Annotated in this window: 8 protein-coding genes; 3 read left to right on the top strand and 5 right to left on the bottom strand. The window is 72.0% G+C overall.

All coding sequences use genetic code 11. From position 1 onward, the window contains the following. Positions 1-62: 62 nt before the first annotated feature. Positions 63-4,382 (bottom strand): ricin-type beta-trefoil lectin domain protein, encoded by a 4,320-nt coding sequence (locus PUR56_RS22360; RefSeq protein ID WP_329950215.1) that lies wholly within the window; start codon positions 4,380-4,382, stop codon positions 63-65. Between the two features lie 447 nt (positions 4,383-4,829). On the opposite strand from PUR56_RS22360, the gene PUR56_RS22355 reads away from it, so the two are divergent. Together PUR56_RS22355 and PUR56_RS22350 are read left to right on the top strand one after the other, a co-directional pair. Further along, positions 4,830-12,131 carry an RHS repeat-associated core domain-containing protein gene (locus PUR56_RS22355; protein WP_329950214.1) on the top strand — a complete coding sequence of 2,434 codons (7,302 nt, stop codon included), beginning with the start codon at positions 4,830-4,832 and terminating at the stop codon, positions 12,129-12,131. 9 nt (positions 12,132-12,140) lie between these two features. Beyond that, the gene (locus PUR56_RS22350; RefSeq protein ID WP_329950213.1) at positions 12,141-12,662 is read left to right on the top strand and encodes a hypothetical protein; all 522 of its coding nucleotides are present in this window, start codon (positions 12,141-12,143) and stop codon (positions 12,660-12,662) included. 227 nt (positions 12,663-12,889) lie between these two features. Here PUR56_RS22350 and rox read toward each other — a convergent pair whose 3' ends face one another. Then, positions 12,890-14,326, bottom strand: a complete 1,437-nt coding sequence (rox, locus tag PUR56_RS22345; RefSeq protein ID WP_329950267.1) for a rifampin monooxygenase — start codon at positions 14,324-14,326, stop codon at positions 12,890-12,892. A gap of 487 nt (positions 14,327-14,813) precedes the next feature. On the opposite strand from rox, the gene PUR56_RS22340 reads away from it, so the two are divergent. Further along, on the top strand, positions 14,814-15,356 hold the full coding sequence (locus PUR56_RS22340) for a hypothetical protein (RefSeq protein ID WP_329950212.1): 543 nt from the start codon (positions 14,814-14,816) through the stop codon (positions 15,354-15,356). Between the two features lie 76 nt (positions 15,357-15,432). On the opposite strand, the gene PUR56_RS22335 is transcribed toward PUR56_RS22340, so the two are convergent. From PUR56_RS22335 to PUR56_RS22325, 3 genes are read right to left on the bottom strand one after another with little or no spacing between them, the layout of a single operon-like run. Next, complete coding sequence (locus PUR56_RS22335; protein ID WP_329950211.1) at positions 15,433-16,605, bottom strand: hypothetical protein; 1,173 nt, start codon at positions 16,603-16,605, stop codon at positions 15,433-15,435. Then, complete coding sequence (locus PUR56_RS22330; RefSeq protein WP_329950210.1) at positions 16,602-17,525, bottom strand: hypothetical protein; 924 nt, start codon at positions 17,523-17,525, stop codon at positions 16,602-16,604. Before PUR56_RS22330 ends, PUR56_RS22335 begins: the two co-directional genes overlap by 4 nt. Beyond that, a complete protein-coding gene (locus tag PUR56_RS22325) occupies positions 17,522-18,355 on the bottom strand; it encodes a hypothetical protein (protein ID WP_329950209.1) in 834 nt (277 codons plus the stop codon). Before PUR56_RS22325 ends, PUR56_RS22330 begins: the two co-directional genes overlap by 4 nt. Positions 18,356-18,360: the final 5 nt, after the last annotated feature.

Genomic DNA, 18,360 nt, shown 5'->3' with positions numbered 1-18,360 from the left:
CGCGACCGGGCCCGCCGCACCGATCGGTGCGGCGGGCCCGGAACGTCTTCCCGGCGGAGCGGTTACTGCGGGGGTGCGGGAATCACAGGGGTGCGCAGGAGGGTGGTGGGCCACTGCTGGGAGGCGCCGGTGTGGCAGTCCCAGAGCTGTAGCTGGTTTCCATTGACGGCGTTCCAACCGGGCAGGTCCAGGCAGCGGGTCGACGCCGGGTGGTAGTACCGGTTGTCGGCAGTCGGGGACCAGATCTGCGACGGCGTGCCGTCACAGGCCCGGTACACGATCTTGGTGCCGTTGCCGGTGCCCGACCCCTGCGCGGTCAGGCAACCTCCGAGCACCCGCAGGGTGCCGTCGTTGCCCACCGAGATCTGCTGCGAGGTGCCGCCGTGGCAGGGCCACAGATGGATCGGGTTGTCCGGTCCGGTGGCGGAGCCGGAGTCGTCGACGCACATGGCGTTGTCGACCCCGGAGCGCACCAGACCGCTGGAGTCGGGCGCGGACGGGCTGACCGGGAACGGGTAGGCGGCGACGGCGCCGATGGCCCCGTCGAAGCTGGCGTTCAGGGCGTCGTCCGCCTTGTAGCGGCCGAGCGTGAACGGCCCGGACGGCGCGGAGCTCTCTCCGGCGGCGTGGATGCCGGTCCCGGCGAGGACGCCGTCCACGTACAGCGCCATCTGGCTGGTGACGCTGTTGTAGGAGGCGGTGATCTGCGTCCAGACCCCTGGGCGGGACGTGGCGTTCGAGTTGATCAGGTCGGTGTAGTGGAACGGCCACCCCGTGCTGTCGCGCCAGCTCAGAGCGAAGCGCCAGGGGCCCGAGCCCCCGTCGTTGTAGACGATGAAGTCGCTCGCGTGGTTGGCCGTCTGCGTGGCCACGACGCCGCCGGCAGGGCCGGACTTCACCCAGAGCGAGACGGTGAAGCTCTTACGGGTGTCGACGACCGGGCCGGCCATCGTGATGTTCGAGTTGGCGGCGCGGCTGAAGCCGGCCACGGTCTTGGACTTTCCGTTGACCGTGTCCCCCGACCAGTTGACGCCCGAGGCGGTGGCCGCGTACTGGCTCCGGCCCTGCCCGTCCGGGACGTTGTTGCTCCCGTCGGGCGAGGCCAGCCAGGAGGCGGTCGGCCTGTTCAGGTTGCCGAGCACCACGGGGGTGCGGCTGAGACCGTTGACGGTCGGGCCCACCGCCGTGCCGGTGTCGGGCGCCTTCGTGCCGACGCCGCTCCAGGCGATGAGCTGCTGGTTGGTGTCCACGGCCCACAGGTCGGGTACGCCGTCGCCGGTCAGGTCCCCGTTGGAGCCGACGCGCGGGTAGAGCCGGCGGTCGGCTCCGTTGGCGATCCAGCCGGCGGTGGGCGTGGTGAACGCGCTCGCGTCGAACGTGCCGTTCGCGGCGGGCTTGAGCTGGAAAGCGTGGATGGTGCCGTCGCCCCTGGACCGGGACCACAGCGTCGGCATGTCCGTGCCCTTGGTGGGCCCGGGGGTGATCAGGTCGTAGTAGTCCCACTCCCGGTTGGTGCCGGATAGCAGGACGGCCGGACCGTCGAGGGTCTTGACGCTCGACGAGAGCGCCAGCCAGAGTCGCCCGCCCTCCCGGAAGAGCAGCGAGGTCCGCCGCAGGCCGGGCAGGTTGGTGCCGAGGATGTCAGGGGTGTCACCGGTGGGCGACCCGAACGCGGCGATCTCGGTGACGCCGGACCAGGTGCCGCCGAGCCCCCAGTCGGAGCAGGAGATCTGCGTCCCGTCCGGCGACGCGCAGTAGGTGGGCTTGGCCAGCGGGACACCGGCCTGGCCGTCGAAGCGTCCGGATATCCGGTCGTTGACGTACAGGTAGAGCTCTTCGCTGCCGGGTGCGTGGGCGACCAGGTCGTCGACGTTGGCATCGTTGAACGAACCTCGGTGGGTGATCTGGACGTTGCTCCACCCGCTGGTTCCCGGGGCCGACTGCGGCCGGGCGTTGGGAGCGCTGTACGGGTCGGCACCGGCGCCGATCAGCCTCAGGTTGCCGGCGCTGTCGGGCAGCAGGACGTCCGACTTCCGGTCACCGTCGATGTCCCCGAGGATCGGCGCGGGGCCGTTCGGGTTGGTCGGGGCGTAGTAGCTGTACGACACCGGCTGGGACATGTTGCCGGCGTTGTCCTGCGTCTGCAGGAAGACGAAGTTGGTGCCCCAGTTGTTCGGGGTGATCGTCACGTTCGTCGAGAAGCCGTTGTCGATCCGGACGATGCGGCTGTCGTTGTCGGTGCACTTCCAGCCGGTCGCGGCGGCCTGGACGGGGTCGGTGGTCCACCGGGCGCACGCCAGTCCGGAGCTGCGCCCGCCGGTGGCAGGGGCCGGGTCCGTTCCGGTCAGGGTGAACGTGCCCGGCTGGCCGGCCAGCTTGGGCTTGGCGCCGAGGGTGCCGGACTCCGGGAAGTCCGTCGAGGTGACGCGTGCGGTGGGCGGCGTGCGGTCGATGCGCAGGAAGCACATGGCGGTGGTGCCGCTGTTGAGGGTTCCGTCGCCGGTGGCCGCCATCCAGCCGTACTGGTGCCCGTCGGTCAGCGGGCCGACGCTCTTGTAGACGGTGCCGGAACTGCCGAGCCAGCCGGTCTCGAAGAACTGCGAGGATCCCCCGTTGTCGTCGTCCCAGATCTTGAACGTGGTCCAGAGCTGCTCTCCGGTGGGGGACCAGGTGTCGGTGCGCAGCGTGACGTCGGTGTTGACGCCGATCCAGCCGGGGTTGTCCCACGGGTTGGTGGTGCCCGGCGTCGAGCAGGGGTTGGAGGAACCGTCGCGCGCGAAGCCCGGGGTGGGGCTCGCGCCGGGCGAGCCGACGTGCGGCGCGATGTCGTACGTGACCGCGAGGTGCGGGTTGTTGGCGAAGCGCTGGCGGTAGTACTTGTTGCGCTCGTCGTCGGGGGCGAAGCCGAACGTCCAGTTCGGCCAGTGCTCACGGGCGGCCCGCTGCATCTCGCCGGTGACGTTGAAGTCGACGCCCCCGGTGCCGGCGATCCACTTGTCGGCGACCTTCGAGCAGTTCTGCATGGTCGAGCCGGTCTGGCAGGGCTGGGCGTTCCATCGGGTCCACTGGTTGATGACCGGGGTGGTGTAGAGACCCATCGGCGTGGACGTGGACGGGCTGGACGACCTGATGACGTTGGCGTAGAGCGTCGCGTTCAGGATCGTGGTGTCCCACAGACCGGAGTTGAAGCCCACCTGGAAGTAGGCGCGGGTGCGGCCGACCTTGGGGCACGGGTTGGCCGTGTCGATGTACCCGCAGTAGCCGGCCGCCGGCTTGTCCTGGTCGTCGTGGGTGCTGTTGTACTGCATCGTCTCGGGGTAGGCCTCCTGGACCTGCGCCCAGGCCTGGGTGCCATTGTCGATGCTGGGGTTCCAGCCCGGGTCGATGAACCAGGGGCCGGTGCCCTTCCCGAGCGTCGCGGCGTCCGGCACCAGGTCGATGCCGTTGCCGTTCACGGTGGCGGCGATCGGTGCGACCGTGGCGTTGTCGCCGGGGCCCTTCGCGGAGGACACGGTGGCCGCCGGGTCGAGCAGGCTGTCGGGCGGGGGTGCCTCGGCGGACTTGCCGCGGGTCTTGGGCGCCGCCTTGGCCGCCGGGACCCCGGCCGGTGCGCCCACGGCGGAGTCCCACAGCACGGGCGAGGGCGCGGTGAAGCGGGGCGTGCCGGAGGCGTCCACGGCGGCGAGGTTGCCGTTCGGGTCGGCCTGGACGGTCAGCCCGTTCACCGCGACGTCGAGGTGCAGGTTCCTGATCCGCGGCTCGGCGGCGGCCTGGGCGGTGCGCACGATCAGCACCTGGCGCCAGCCGCCGGAGGTGGTGGCGCTCAACTGGAGGTCCACGTCCGGCAGGACGGAGCGGTAGAGCGCGCTGTCGCCGTCGAGGACGGGCTTCGGGAGGCTGAACGGCGCCGTGATGGCGAGCTTCTTGCCGTCCGGCGTCGTCATGGTCGCCATCGGACCGTTGCCGCCGCCGGAGAAGCTCAGCGCGGAGCCGACGGCAGTCGGCGTCACGGTGCCGTCCGGGTTGCCGCGCAGCGTCGCGTCGACCGGGCGCCAGGATCCGTCGGCGGCCTTGGTCCGCTCGGGGACGGGGGCGGAGCTGAAGGTCAGGGTGCCGTCGGGGTTGGCCGAGGTCCGTGACGTCTCGGTGGTCAGTGCATCGATCGTGACGGCTCGACCGGTCTGCTTCGCCTCGGCCCGGGCCGCCTGGACCGCACCGGCCTGCCCGGTTTCGGTCGGCTTGGCCGGTGACACGGGCCAGGACGTGTCCGCCGGTCCGTGGCCGCGGTCGGCGGCGGCGGCCGGTGCCGGAGCGACGAGCAGCCCTGCACCGAGCGACAGCACGGCCGTCAGGGCGATGGGCAGGGCGGTGGTGCCGAGCACGCGGCGACCGGGGGATGTCCGGGATCTTGGTCTGGGTGCGGGTGGTTGCGGCCTCGGCATGGAGTCCCCGTCGTGAGTCGTGAATTGATGGGAAGTCGGCTCGGGTCGGCGGCGCGACGGTACGCGGAGCGGCCGGTACGGGAGCAGACGTCAGTCGCACGCTGGCCGTACGGCTCCGCGATGTCAAAGCCCTTCGTCGACCGGGTGTCCGAGTTGTCGGGGCTGGTGGCGCATTGCCTCACAGGTGATGTTGGTCACGTAAGAAAATTTTAAGAATTTCCTACCCGAGATCGATCATGTACTCGTAGGGTGCCCCCTGACCTGGGCCTCTGTGGGGGCCCTTGCTTGCTTCGGGCACTCATGGGGGATCAGTTGTCTCGTCGTACATGGCCATTCGCGCGGAGAGGCCGTTCCAGAACGGCGGCCGTCGCGACACTCGCCGTCCTGATGTCGGTGGTGACCATCCCCTCCGCGCAGGCCGTCGCCGGAGCCGTCAAGGAACCCAAGGTCTGGGTTCCACCGAACACCCCGCTGCCGCAGACCGCGCCGGTGAAGGGCTCCGCCGCCGAGGTCGAGGGCCACACGGCCGACCGCGGCCGACCGTGGTCCCCTCCGTCGGACACCGCCACGCCCTCCGGAACTGCGACGACTGCGCTGTCCGCGTCGGCCGGCACCGGTGCGAAGGCGGCTTCGGCCGGGTCCGCCGGTGCGAGCGACGCCGCAGCCGCCGGTTCGGCCGCCTCACCCGTGCAGGTCGGCACGCTGCCGGTCTGGATCGAACAGACGCGGCCCCAGCCCTCCGCCCCGGGCACATCGGCCCGACCGGCCCCACTGGCCCCCGCCAAGGGGGGTAACGCGCAGCTCAGGGTCGAGGTCGCGGACGCCGACCGGGCCCGCTCGGCAGGGGTCTCCGGTGCCCTCATATCGGTTGCGGACGCCGGCGACGGCGCCGCACCCGGCCGGGTCCGGGTCGGCATCGACACCACCACCTGGGCGAAGGCCGCCGGCGCCGACTGGGGCTCCCGGGCACGGGTGGTCCAGCTGCCGGCCTGTGCGCTGACGACCCCCGGTGCCGCCGGCTGCACGTCGCGCACCCCCGTTCCCGCGCAGCGGGACGCCACTGGGCGTCTCGTCGTCGAGGTCGAGGTGCCGCAGGCTTCCTCCCCCACAGCCAAGTCGTCGTCCTCCAGCGCGTTCGCCGCCTCACAGGCGCAGGCCGCGCCCGTGGCGGCCCTCGCGGTCGAGGCCGGTCCGTCCGGCAGCGAGGGCGACTTCTCCGCCTCGCCGCTGACTCCGTCCGCCTCCTGGCAGGCCGGCGCCAACGCGGCCAACTTCACCTACGGCTACACGGTCGAGCTGCCCTCCGCGTTGGGCGGAGCCTCACCGAGCGTCTCGCTGGGGTACGACTCCTCGGCGGTGGACGGGAGGACCGCGTCGACCAACGCGCAGCCGTCGTGGATCGGTGACGGCTGGGACTGGCAACCGGGGTCGATCACCCGCGGGTACAAGGGTTGCAAGGACGCCGGGGTGCAGAACTCCGGCGACCAGTGCTGGGGCGGCGACCTGCTGTCACTGTCGCTGGCCGGGCACGCCGGACAGCTGGTGCGCGACGACACGTCCTGCGTGTGGCACCTCCAGGGCGAGGACGGCACCAAGGTCGAGCGGCTCACCGACCGGAACAACGGGGCCTGGAAGGGCGAGGCCTGGCGGGTCACCACCGTCGACGGCACGCAGTTCTACTTCGGCGCGAACCACCTACCGGGCGGCGACGGCAGCGACCAGGCCGCCAACTCGGTCTCCACGGTGCCGGTGTACTGGCCTGGCGGCCAGGACCCGTGCCTGAAGTCGGGTTCTCCTGCCACCAACTCCTGGTCCCAGATGGGCTGGCAGTGGTCACTTGACTACGTCGTCGACCCGCACCAGAACCTGATCACCTACCGGTACGAGCAGGAGCAGAACAGCTACGCACGCGGTGGCGGCCAGAACAACGGCAACGGCACCCGCACCCAGTACCAGCGGGCCTCGTACCCGGCGTGGGTGGGGTACGGACAGCGCCTGCCGGACCAGATCGCGGCGAAGGGCAAGGCCAAGCCGGCAGCGCAGGTGTGGTTCCGCACCGACGAGCGCTGCCTGCCGAACGGCGCGATCACCTGCGACCCGTCCCAGCGGACCAAGGCAAACGCGAAGTCCTGGCCGGACACGCCCGTCGACCAGAGCTGTGACCAGAACGGCACGTGCGACATCTACTCGCCGACGTTCTGGACGACCAAGCGCCTCACGAAGATCGACACCGAGGTGTGGGACGGCTCCACGTACCGCCCGGTGGACTCCTTCGCCTTGAAGCAGTCCTTCCAGGACCCGGGTGACGGTACCTCGCCGGCCCTGTGGCTGGACTCCGTACAGCGCACCGGCAGCAACGGCAAGACGCCGATCACGCTGCCGGAGGTTTCGTTCCAACCGCTGCAGATCCCCAACCGGGTGGACGGCGACATCACCCGACCCGACGGTACGCACGCCTCGGTGGAGCCCTACCGTCGTCCGCGCATCCAGAAGATCACCACCGAGACCGGTGGCGTGGTCAACATCGTCTACAAGGCCGCCGACTGCTCCCGGGTCGCGGGCCGGATGCCGTCCTCCGAGGACGGCAACACCATGGCGTGCATGCCGGTGAAGTGGTACCTGCCGGGGCAGTCCGCGCCGGATCCGGTGAACGACTGGTTCCACAAGATCGTGGTGGAGTCCGTCACCCAGCAGGACATGGTGGCCGGCGCGACGCCGACGGTGACCACGTACGAGTACGGGGGCGGCGCGGCCTGGCACCGCAACGACTCCGAGCTCACCGACCCCAAGACGCGTACCTGGGACCAGTTCCGCGGATTCGCCACGGTCACCACGCGGGGCGGCAGCGGCAGCGCCGTCGAGGCGCCGCGCACCCGGACGACGTCGACCTTCCTGCGCGGCATGGACGGCGACGTCCTCGCCAACGGCTCCAAGCGCCAGGTGAGTGTCACCGACGTCCACGGCGGCACCGTCAAGGACGAGGACGTCCTCTCCGGCTACATCCGCGATACCCGGAACTACGACCGCGACGGCGGCGACGTCGTCTCCAGCGTCGTGTCCGACCCGTGGATCGGCCCGGTCACGGCCACCCGCAACCAGTCCGGCGGCATGCCGGCGATCACGGCCCGGGCCGTGAACACCGCCAAGGTGACCACCCGCACGAAGCTGGCCTCCGGCTGGCGGACCAACGAACAGTCGACCGCGTACGACACCACGCTCGTCGCTCGACCCACCGTCGTCATCGACAACCCGGACACGGCGCACCCCGAGCTGGCGCGCTGCTCGCAGTTCACCTACGCCGACGGACCCGGCGGGGCGACCACCCAACTGGCCTCCCGGATCCTGCTGCTCGCCGGTGCCTGCAACCAGACGCCGACCGCGGCCAACACGATCGCGGACACCCGCTCCCACTTCGACAACCTGCCGCTTGGGCAGGCCGGCGCGAAGGCCGAGCAGACCGCCACCGAGGTCCTGGAGCGCTACGACGCGGCGGGCAGGGCCGTCTACAGGTTCACCGCTCGTGCGACCTTCGACGAGTACGGCCGGGTCACCAGCACCAAGGACCCGACCCGCACCGACGCCGCCCACCTCACCGGCGCCGAGACGAGGACGGCCTACCAGCCGGCCACCGGTCAGCTGCCCACGCAGATCACCCACACCAACCCGCTCGGCTGGCAGACCGTCACCACCCTGGACGTCGGTCGCGCCCTGCCGGTCAAGGCCAGGGACGAGAACGGCCGGATCTCCGAGCAGGACCACGACGCCCTCGGCCGGGTCGTCTCCGCCTGGAGTCCGGGCAGTGACCGCAGCAGGAACGCGCTACCGAACCGCAAGTTCTCGTACGCGCTCAACGGTGCCAACGCGCCGTCCACCGTGCTGACCCAGGCGCTACTGGGCGATCTGAAGACGTACACGGCCAGCTTCACCATCTACGACGGCCTCGGCCGTATCCGCCAGACCCAGGCCGGCACCCCGTCCGGAGTGGCCGGCCGCATGGTCACCGACGCACTGTTCGACTCGCACGGCTGGCAGACCAAGACCAGCGCCGCCTACTACACCGACCAGGGTCAACCGGGCGGCGCGCTCTTCCTGCCCAACGGCGGGGTGAACCCCGACGGCAAGATCCCGTCCCAGACCGTCCGGACCTACGACGGCATGGGCCGGATCACCGACTCGATCTTCCAGTCCTTCGGCATCGAGCAGTGGCGCAGCCGCACCGAGTACGTGGGCGCGGACGAGACCCGATCCATCCCCCCGGCGGGCGGGTACGCCTCGGCGTCGATCACGGACGCCCGCGGCCAGGTCGTCGCCCTGCGGCAGTACAAGGCCAACACCCCGACCGGCGCGTACGACGAGACCACCTACCGGTACACGGTCGAGGGCCAGGAGGCCTGGCGCAAGGACGCCGCCGGCAACGTCTGGACCCACGAGTACGACCTGCTGGGACGCCTGGTGAAGTCCACGGACCCGGATTCCGGGACCAACACCATGTCCTTCGACGAGGCGAAGAACGCCGCCACCGGAACGGATGCCCGGGGCAAGAGCGCCACCAGCGTCACCGACCTGCTGGGCCGCACCGTCGCGTCCTACGAGGGCACCGCGATCGACGCGGCCAAGCAGGTCGGCGCCTGGACCTACGACAGCCTGGCACTCGGCAAGGCGACCTCCGGCACGCGGTTCGTCGGAGGGGCATCCGGCAAGGCCTACAGGTCGGAGGTCACGGGCTACGACACCGGCTACCGCATCCTCGGCACCAAGACCACCATCCCCATGGAGGAGGGCAAGCTCGGCGGCACCTACACCACCACCAACACCTACGACACCGCCGGACGGCTCCAGAACACCCTTCTCCCGGCCGTGCCCAACGCGGGCCTGGCGGCCGAGAAGCTGACGTTCGTCTCCGACACCGTCGGCCACCTCGCCGGTCTGTCCAGCGCGTTCGGGTTCGGCCCCTCCACCACGTACGTCGCCGACCTGCGGTACGACCCGTACGGGCGGATCATCCGCACGACCCTCGGCCGCGGCGGAGCGAACGTCGTCTCGACGACGATGTTCGACAACAGCACCGGGCGGGTGACCCGCTCGATCCTGGACAAGGAGAACGCGCCGACCGCAAGCGTCGACGTCAACGACTACACCTACAACGCGCTCGGCCAGGTCACCTCCGTGCGCAACGCGCAGGACGGCCAGGTCGCCGACCTGCAGTGCTTCAACCACGACTACCTCGGGCGGCTCACCCAGGCCTGGACCGACACGGGCGGCCAGACCACCGCGCCGCAGCCCGCCGTCCCGGGCATCGGCGCCTGCGACAACGCCAACGGCCCGGCCCTCGGCGCCGGCAGGCCCAGCGTCGGCGGACCGGCCCCCTACTGGCAGCAGTACGAGTACGACCTGATCGGCAACCGCACCAAGCTGGTCCAGAAGGACGTCGGCGGAGACACGTCGAAGGACGTCACCACCACCCAGAACTTCGGCCCCGGCGCCAACACGGCGGTCGGCGATCCGAACAACGGCGTGGGCACCGGTGGCCCGCACGCGTTGGTGAAGTCCACCCGGACCGGCCCCGCCGGCACCGCGGTGACGTCGTACACCTACGACATGAGCGGCAACACCGCCTCGATCACCAACACCTCCGGTACCAAGAAGCTCACCTGGAACGACCAGGGAAAGCTGGACAAGGTCACCGGCACCGGTGAGAGCGCCGGCACGAGCTACCTCTACGACACCTCCGGCAACCAGCTGATCCGCCGCGACGCCGGCAGGACGACGCTGAACCTCGGATCCGACCAGATCACCCTCGACACCGCCACGGACACCGTCACCGACGTCCGGTCCTACCCCGCCGCCGGCGGACTCACCATCACCCGGACCACCAGTGGCGCCGGTTCACGGCTGGCGTATCAGGGGTCGGACCCGCACGGAACGAACAGCGTGCAGTTCGACGCCTCGACCCTCGCCCAGGTCCGCCGTCCGACGGACCCCTTCGGCAACGAGCGCGGCAGCCAGCCCGCGCCGGGCGTCTGGGCGGGCGACCGCGGCTTCGTCGGCGGCACCAAGGAGAAGGCCACCGGCTTCACCCTCCTCGGCGCCCGTGAGTACGACCCCGCGACCGGCCGCTTCATCAGCCCCGACCCGATCGTGGACGCGGGCGATCCGCAGCAGTGGAACGCCTACGCGTACGCCAACAACAGCCCGGTCAACAAGTCCGACGCGAACGGACTGAGGCACGCCTGCGACACTCCGGCCGAGTGCCAGAGTCTCCGTGAGTGGGAGGCGGAGCAGCGGAAGAACTCGGGCGGGACTCCCCCGACCCCGACGCCGACGCCCGCACCCTCGGCCGACGAGCAGAAGGCCCAGGACGACAAGCACGCGGCCGACAAGATCGTCAACGAGGGCAAGCGCAAGCGCGACGAGGTCAAGCACCAGATCGTCGACATGATCGGCGACCTGATCGGCTACAACGACGCCCGCGACTGCTTCACCAAGGGCGACGTGATGGCGTGCGTCAACACCGCGCTCAACGCGGTGCCCTGGGGCAAGCTCTTCAAGGCCATCAAGGTGGGCATCAAGGCCTTCAAGGTCTACAAGGAGATCGACAAGGCCTACGACATGATCCGCGCCGGCGAACGGGCCGCCGCGAATGCCGAGAAGGCCATCGTCCGGGCCAAGAGCGCGGCCGAGGAGGCCCGCGCAGCGGAGAGAGCGGCGGCGAAGGCGGCCGAGGAGAAGGCGGCCAAGGAGACAGCCGGAGACGCGCCCAGTACGGAGCCGTCCGCGAGCAGGGCCGAGGTCGATTCGGGCTCCGCAGCGCCGGCCTGCAACAGCTTCCCGGCCGGTACCCAGGTCCTGATGGCCGACGGAACGGTCAAGGCCATCGAACAGGTGGTCGACGGCGACGTGGTGACGGCCACCGACCCGCAGACCGGTGAGACCAGGCCCGAACGCGTCGTCGCCACCATCACCACCCCCGACGACAAGGACTTCACCGACGTCACCCTGGCCGGTGAGTCCACCGTGGTCACCTCGACCTACCACCACCCCTACTGGAGCGAGACGCGCAAGCAGTGGGTCGACGCGGGCGAGCTCACCGTCGGGGAGGAGCTGAGGAAGCCGGACGGCAGCACCAGCACCGTCCGTACCGTCCGCAGCTACCGCAACGCCGTCGTCACCCACAACCTGACCGTCGACCTGGTCCACACCTACTACGTGGTCGCGGGCGCGAGCCCGTTGCTCGTGCACAACTGCAACGGCAGCAACGTGCACCTCAGCGAGGTGTCCAACGGCCGGGCAGGTGTGGCCTACGCCGAGGTGACGCCCCAGGTCCTGGCCGATGCCAAGGCCGATCTGATCGGCAGCGCACCGAGCCGCGGCAAGCGGAACGCCCCGGCGGAGTTCGTCAAGCTCGGTGGCGGCGACGCCGGCTGGTCGAAGGGCCACCTGATCGGACAGCAGTTCGGTGGTTCCGGTACGGACCTCCGCAACATCATCTCCCAGACCAAGGTGCAGAACAACGGCCCCATCAACCAGGCGGAGACGGTGATCAAGAAGCATGTCGAGAACACGGGGAACACCGTCATCATGAGCGTCACGCCCCACTACGACAATCCCGGGGCGCTCGCCACCAGAGTTACCATCGAGGCCGTCGACGACTTCGGCTGGCACTTCAAGACGACACTCCCCAACCTGTGAGGTCCGCCCGTGCATGAGCTGCAGAGCCTGCTGGCCCTCTGCCCGCCACCCGGGCAGAAGGTCGCGGTGGCCGCCACCGGTCGGGCGGCGTTCGAGATCCCTCGGAGCCACCGCGCGTTGATCGACGCCTACGGGCCGGGTTGTTTCGACGAGTTCCTCTGGGTGTTCGCCGAGGGATCGGCGCGTCCGGGGTCGGACATCGTCCGGCAGACGGAGGAGGCGCGGCAGCTCCTGCGGGACTACCCCGAACCGGATCTCCCCGCGCTGCTCACCGAGCACGGCCTGACGACCGACGACCTGGTGCAGTGGGCGGTGACCGACAACGCCGACCTGCTGTTCTGGCTGCCCGTCGGCGAGCCGGACGACTGGCCGACGCTCGTGGTGCAGGCAGGCCGGCTGAGGTTCGCCCAGCTGCCCCTGAGCTCCCCCGGGGTCCTGCTGGCGCTCCTCTCCGGCACGGTGCGGCTGGCCCTCTTCCCGGACGACTTCCCGAGTGAGCGCCCGGAGTTCTCGGCCAACCCGTACGCCTGACGGCGCAACGGACGGAGGACGGGGCCGGCTGGACCGGCTCAGGACTCCGCCGGTCGGTTCGGGCTCGTAAGCCACGTCGGTTTCCAGGACTCGGTCCGGTCCTGGAAACCGACGTTGTCGTTCGGGGCGGGTGCAGGCACCCCCAATCGGCCCGGGCCACGGTCCCCCCGTCCTCATGAGCGGGGGCTCCGGCCCGGGCCGCGGGGGTGGGACGGGTGGGGGCGCGGTCAGCGGGTGGCGGCGCCGAACCAGGTGAGCAGCCGGGCGGCCAGCGCGTCCTGGTCCTCGCCGACCCAGGCCACGTGGCCGTCCGGCCGCAGGAGGACCGCGGGCACGTCGAGCTCCTCGGCGGCGTCGACGACGTGGTCGACCCGATCCTCCCAGCCGTCCACCGAGAGCCCGCCGGTCGCGTCGAGGAGCAGGCCCCGGCCGCCGTGCATCAGCTCGTAGAGGCGGCCCCGCTTGAGCGTGACGTCCCGCATCCGCCGGCCGAGCAGTTCATGGCCCTCGCCGAGGTCGTAGCGGACGCCGACCGCCGTGATCATCTCGGTGACGTACCGGTTCACCTCCTCGAAGTCCATCAGCGTCGAGAGCAGTTCCCGCAGGGCGACCGCCCCGGGATCGGTCCCCATCAGCGTGATCTGCGCGCGGGTGTTGTCCAGCACGCGGGCCCCCACCGGGTGCCGTTCGGTGTGATAGCTGTCCAGCAGCCCCTCCGGTGCCCGGCCGTCGACGGCGGCGGCCAGCTTCCAGCCCAGGTTGAACGCGTCCTGCACGCCGAGGTTCAGCCCCTGCCCGCCGGTCGGCGGGTGGATGTGGGCCGCGTCGCCGGCCAGCAGGACCCGGCCGAGCCGGTAGCGCTCGGCCTGCCGCGTGGCGTCGCCGAACCGGGACAGCCAGCGGGGCGAGTGCACGCCGAAGTCGGTGCCCGCGGCGGCCCGCAGCTGCCGCTTGAACTCGTCCAACGTCGTGGCGGTCGTGCGGTCCCCGGCCACGCCGTCGGCGGGCACGACGATGCGGTACACCCCCGCGTTCCCGTCCACGTCGGGCACGGCGCCGAAGCGCAGCTCGGTCCTGCGGACCTCCGCGACCACGGCCGCGATCGTCGCCGGGTCCTCGGTCGCCTCCATGTCGCCCAGCAGGGTCTCGACCCTGGAGGGCTCGCCGGGAAAGCCGACACCGATCCGCTTGCGCACCGTGCTGCGGCCGCCGTCGCACCCGACGAGGTAGCGGGAGCGCAGCCGCGTACCGTCCGCCGTCTCGGCGGTCACTCCGTCCTCGTCCTGGCTCAGCCCGACCACCTCCCGGCCGCGCCGGATCTCCGCACCGAGTTCGAGCGCACGCTCCTCCAACAGCCGCTCGGTGACCGCCTGCGGAGTGGTGAGCCCGTACGGGTGCGCGGTGTCCAGCCCGTCCGGCCAGGGCTTGTGGATGCCGCCGAAGAAGCCGCCGACCCGGAACTTCTCGCCGGCCGCGAGGAACCGCTCCAACAGACCGCGCTGGTCCATCAGTTCGACGCTGCGCGTGTGCAGGCCACGCCCGCGGGACCGCCTCGTCCGTTCGGTCGACCTCTCCAGCACGACCACGTGCACACCGTGCAGCCGCAGCTCGCAGGCCAGCATCAAGCCGGTCGGTCCGCCGCCGACCACGATCACGTCAATCATCACAACGCCCATTCAACGAGAGTGGATTCCGGCCGGCCGCGACGTGTGCCCCCGCGCTCCGGTGGGGGACGCCGGAGCGGCGCGACGAGTCCGCGCGACGAGTCCCACCCGCGACGTCCCGCGCAGTACGCACGTCGACGAAGCGGGGCGTAGGGGGCAGATCTGTCTTTTCCGGAATATCGGCCGTGGCCGACCATTGTGTTCCACCACCGGGGCCTTGCCGCAAGCCCCCCGGTGCGCTATACGTTGGGAGTGGCGAGGAGTCGGTGTTCACCGACCCGGACCGGGTGACGGCCCACCGGAAGCCGGTGGCCCCGGCCCGCCCCCGGGTCCCCGGGTCGACGCCGTGGACTTCCCTCCTGCTCGGCGCTCCGGCGGTACGGCCCCCTCCCCCGGTTGCCCGCCGCCGACGTACCGGTCCGGAACGGCTGATGCGCTGTCAGGATGGAGAGCACCCAGCGCACCCGCGACCGTCCGGAGGGCCGCCGTGTTCCACAGTCCCGCCCACCCGGGGCGACCCGTCGATCCCACCTGGCCGGAGCTCCTGCGGTCGTTCGGCCGCCCCGCGGCCCTGCTCGACGCGCCCCGGCCCGGATGGCAGTGCCTGGTGGGCCAGGGGTCGACCGACGGGCTCCTCCAGCGGCTCGACCTCGGCTACCACGAGGGGCGCACCCTGCTGGTGCAGGTCAGCACCCAGCGGCGCCTGCCGGCGCACGTCCGCGTGTTCCCGACGCTGGACCCCGAGGCCCTCCTACGCGATTTCCTCGCAAACTCCTCGCCCGACGGACCGATCCCCCTGCCGTCCGGGCCCGTCCTCGGAGCGGGCCGGCTCGTCGTGGACGGCACGGCGATGGCGGCACGGCGGCTCACGTGGGGCGCCTACACGGCGACCCTCGCCGTGATCGGGGCCGCGGGAACCGACGCGAGCGGCGAGGAGCGCGGCGAGGAGAGCATCGCGGTCGTCAGTGGCACCGCCCTCCACCGGGAGGCCGTCCGGCTGACCCTCGACACCACCGGCGTCCCCGCCTGAGGAGGAGCACCCCGCGGCCGGGCACGACGACGTGAGCGGGCGGGCGGCGCCGTGGAGGCGCCGCCCGCCCGGGGGGTCAGGCCAGCAGGTCGGACTGGAGAGTGACGACCTGGCGGAAGGCCTCGGCCGGGACGCCCCCGGGGTTGGTCATGGTGACCACGCCCACGAGGTCGCCCGCGGAGAGGTAGGCAAGGCGGGCGCTGAGGGCCGTGCCGGCCGTGGTGGCCGGGGTCCCCCGGGTCTCGACGGCGACGCCGAAGACGGTGTCCCAGCCCTCCATCGGAGTGGTCCGGGAGCCGGGGTCCTTCTGGTCCCCGTCGCGGAGCTCGCGGTAGACGTCCCAGGCCGCGGCGGAGGAACCGAAGGCGAGCAGACGGATCTGCGTCCGGGTGCCGTCGGTCGCCGTCCATTCCCGGACGGTGGCGGCCCGGCAGGCGCTCTCCAGGAGGAGGGAACGCACCGCGACCGGGTCCTTCTGCTCGGCGGCGACGGCGTCGCAGGTGACCCAGTCCGCGAGGGGGGCCGTGGCAGGTGGGGTGGAGGCGGTCGACGGGGGCGGAGCGGCGGACGTGGTGGGGCTCGCGGCGGCCGGGGTTCCGGTGGGGCCCCCGGTCGGGCTCCCGGTCGGAGGCGGGGTCGGGGTCGGGAAGACCACCGGGGCGAGCGAACCGCCGGCCTCCTGCGGGGCGGGGAGGAGGAGGTACCGCAGGTCGGCCGCGTGCCGGCTCTTGTTCTCCCGGGGAACGGGCTTGCCGGAGGGCAGCGGCGGGAGCACCAGGGCCGGGAAGGTGTAGCGGCCGTCGCTCTCGGTGGCCAGGCCCGGGAGGTCGGTGCGCTCGGGCGCGGTGACCGCCAGCGCGGAACCCGTGCCGGCCAGCGCGCAGACCACCACCGCCGCGCCCCACCGCAGCGCCGCCTTGCGCCGGCGGGTGCGGCGGGCCGCGAGCTCCTCGGCGCTCGGCGGTTCGACGGGGCCGGGGACCGTCGCACCGGGGGCGGTCCAGGGGTTCTCGCCGGGGCCGGGGCCGGCGTCGTCTCCGGGGGCGCGGTCGGACGCGGCCGGCATCGTCGGCGCCGGGGACGCCGGGGACGCCGGGGACGCCGGGGACGCCGGGGAGTCCGTGACCGCCTCAGGAGTGGCGGACGCCGTGACGTCGCCCTCTGCGGTACCGGGGCCCTCCGGGGCGGCGGGGCCCGTGGAGGCGGCCCCGGAGGCGGCGCTGTCGTGCGGCATGGTGCTGTCGGTCATGCGGACGCTCCCGGGGTGGCGAGACGGTCGAGCTGCTGGGCGAGGAAGGCGACGATCTTGTCCTTGGGCAGCGGCGCCACACCCTCGACGCTCATGACCACCAGGAGGTCGCCCTCGGCGGCCGAACACTCCAGGTAGTCGATCGGCGCGGACGGCGGGGCGGGCATCAGGTAGCAGTGCGCCTCGGGGTGGCCCGGGACGGCGGGGCCGGTGCGGAAGAGCCCGGTGTCACCGGTGAACACGGCCGTGTACTCGTTCATCCGCTGCACCTCCTGCTGGTTGAACTGGCGCAGCCTCATGCCGATGACCAGGCCGCCCTTCCGCTCGGCGTAGGTGCGGATACCGGTGGCCTTGACGTGCAGGCCCTCCCAGTACGCGCGGAGCTTCTCCTGCTGCTCCTTGGGCACCTGGAGGAGTTCGTCCAGTTCGGCGGAGAGCTGCGCGGCCGTCAGTTCGACGTCGTTGCCGTAGCCGCCCTCGTCCGGACCGAGCCCGTAGTCGGAGGGGACCGGCAGCAGCAGGTCGCGCAGCGAGCCGAAGTGGTTGCCGTTGGACTTCGCCCCGAAGGGCGTCGGGGTGGCGCCCGGGGTGGGCGGCGCGGGCGCCGGCGCGGCGGCGGCGACGGGCGCCGGGTCGTCGTACCGGACCTCGATGATGCCGACGCCGATGACCACGCCGACCAGGGCGGCGGCCACGGTCGCGCCGGTGGCGCGCAGGAGCCGGCGGGAGACCGACGGCAGCGCGAGCGGGCCGGACGGGTCTGACGGAACGGGCTCGGGAGACGGCGCGAGCGGCGGGGCGGGGGCGCGTTCGGCCGACGGTTCTCCGGCCGACGGCGCTCCGGCCGCGGGCGCGACGTGCGGCTCGGTGCTCGGGGAGCCGGTCACGGTGTCGTCACTCATCACGGTGTCGTCGCTCATACCAGCCGCTCCCACTGCTGCTTGGCGAGGTTCTTCACGAGCTCGGCGTCCACCGGCCGCAGCCCGAAGACCTTGACCTCCATCGCCACCGTGCCGCGCTGCGCGGCCGCGGTGCCCTGGTAGAACTTCTCGGTGGTCTCGGCCCAGAAGAAGGGCTCCTTCTCCACCCGGTAGCCGCCGTTGGCCTCGGCTGCGAACGGCTCCAGCCGGTAGCCCCTCACCCGGTTCCCGGCCTGGGCGGCGAAGTCGTCGGAGAACTGGATCAGCGAGACCCGGACCTTCAGGTCGCCCTGCTTCCAGTCGACCTCGACGGCGCGGCGGAAGCCCCGCTCGGCCAGGTCCCTGAAGGCGCCCGCGGACGGGCCGCTGCGCTCGGCGAGCTCGCCGATCGAGATCCAGCTGGGCGTGCCGGGGTAGTCGTCCCAGGCCGAGCTGCCGGCCGGCGCCGTGAGCAGCAGCTTCCGCAGGTCGCCGTCGATGGCGAGCGGTGCGGGCGCAGCCGCGGCGACGGCTGCGGGGTCGACCGCCTCGGCCGGGTAGGACGGCAGCGCCACCTGGATCGGCGGCAGCGGCGTCGGCGGCCGGCGCGCCTGGATCCCGTAGCCGACGGCCCCGCCGGCCACGGTGCCGAGCACCAGGCCGGAGACCAGCAGCAGGACCGGCCGGGGCCGGCGGGGGGCGCGGACGCGAGCGGCGGCGGGCGCGGGGAAGGCGGCCGGGTCCTCGGGGGCCGGGTGCCCGGCGGCCGGGTCCTCGGGGGGCCGGAACTCGGCGGGCCGGTCCGGAGGGAGGGCGGCGGCGGGTGCCGGCGCCAGGGGTTCGGTGGTCACGCGGT

The sequence above is a fragment of the Streptomyces sp. BE303 genome (assembly GCF_036290945.1).
Taxonomy (GTDB): Bacteria; Actinomycetota; Actinomycetes; order Streptomycetales; family Streptomycetaceae; genus Kitasatospora.
This window is presented reverse-complemented; position numbering and strand designations above follow the sequence as displayed.

Bases quoted from the DNA above. Each gene is read 5' to 3' on its own strand.
- rox (WP_329950267.1), bottom strand. From the start codon at position 14,326: ATGATTGACGTGATCGTGGTCGGCGGCGGACCGACCGGCTTGATGCTG.
- PUR56_RS22335 (WP_329950211.1), bottom strand. From the start codon at position 16,605: ATGACCGACAGCACCATGCCGCACGACAGCGCCGCCTCCGGGGCCGCC.
- PUR56_RS22330 (WP_329950210.1), bottom strand. From the start codon at position 17,525: ATGAGCGACGACACCGTGATGAGTGACGACACCGTGACCGGCTCCCCG.
- PUR56_RS22355 (WP_329950214.1), top strand. From the start codon at position 4,830: ATGTCGGTGGTGACCATCCCCTCCGCGCAGGCCGTCGCCGGAGCCGTC.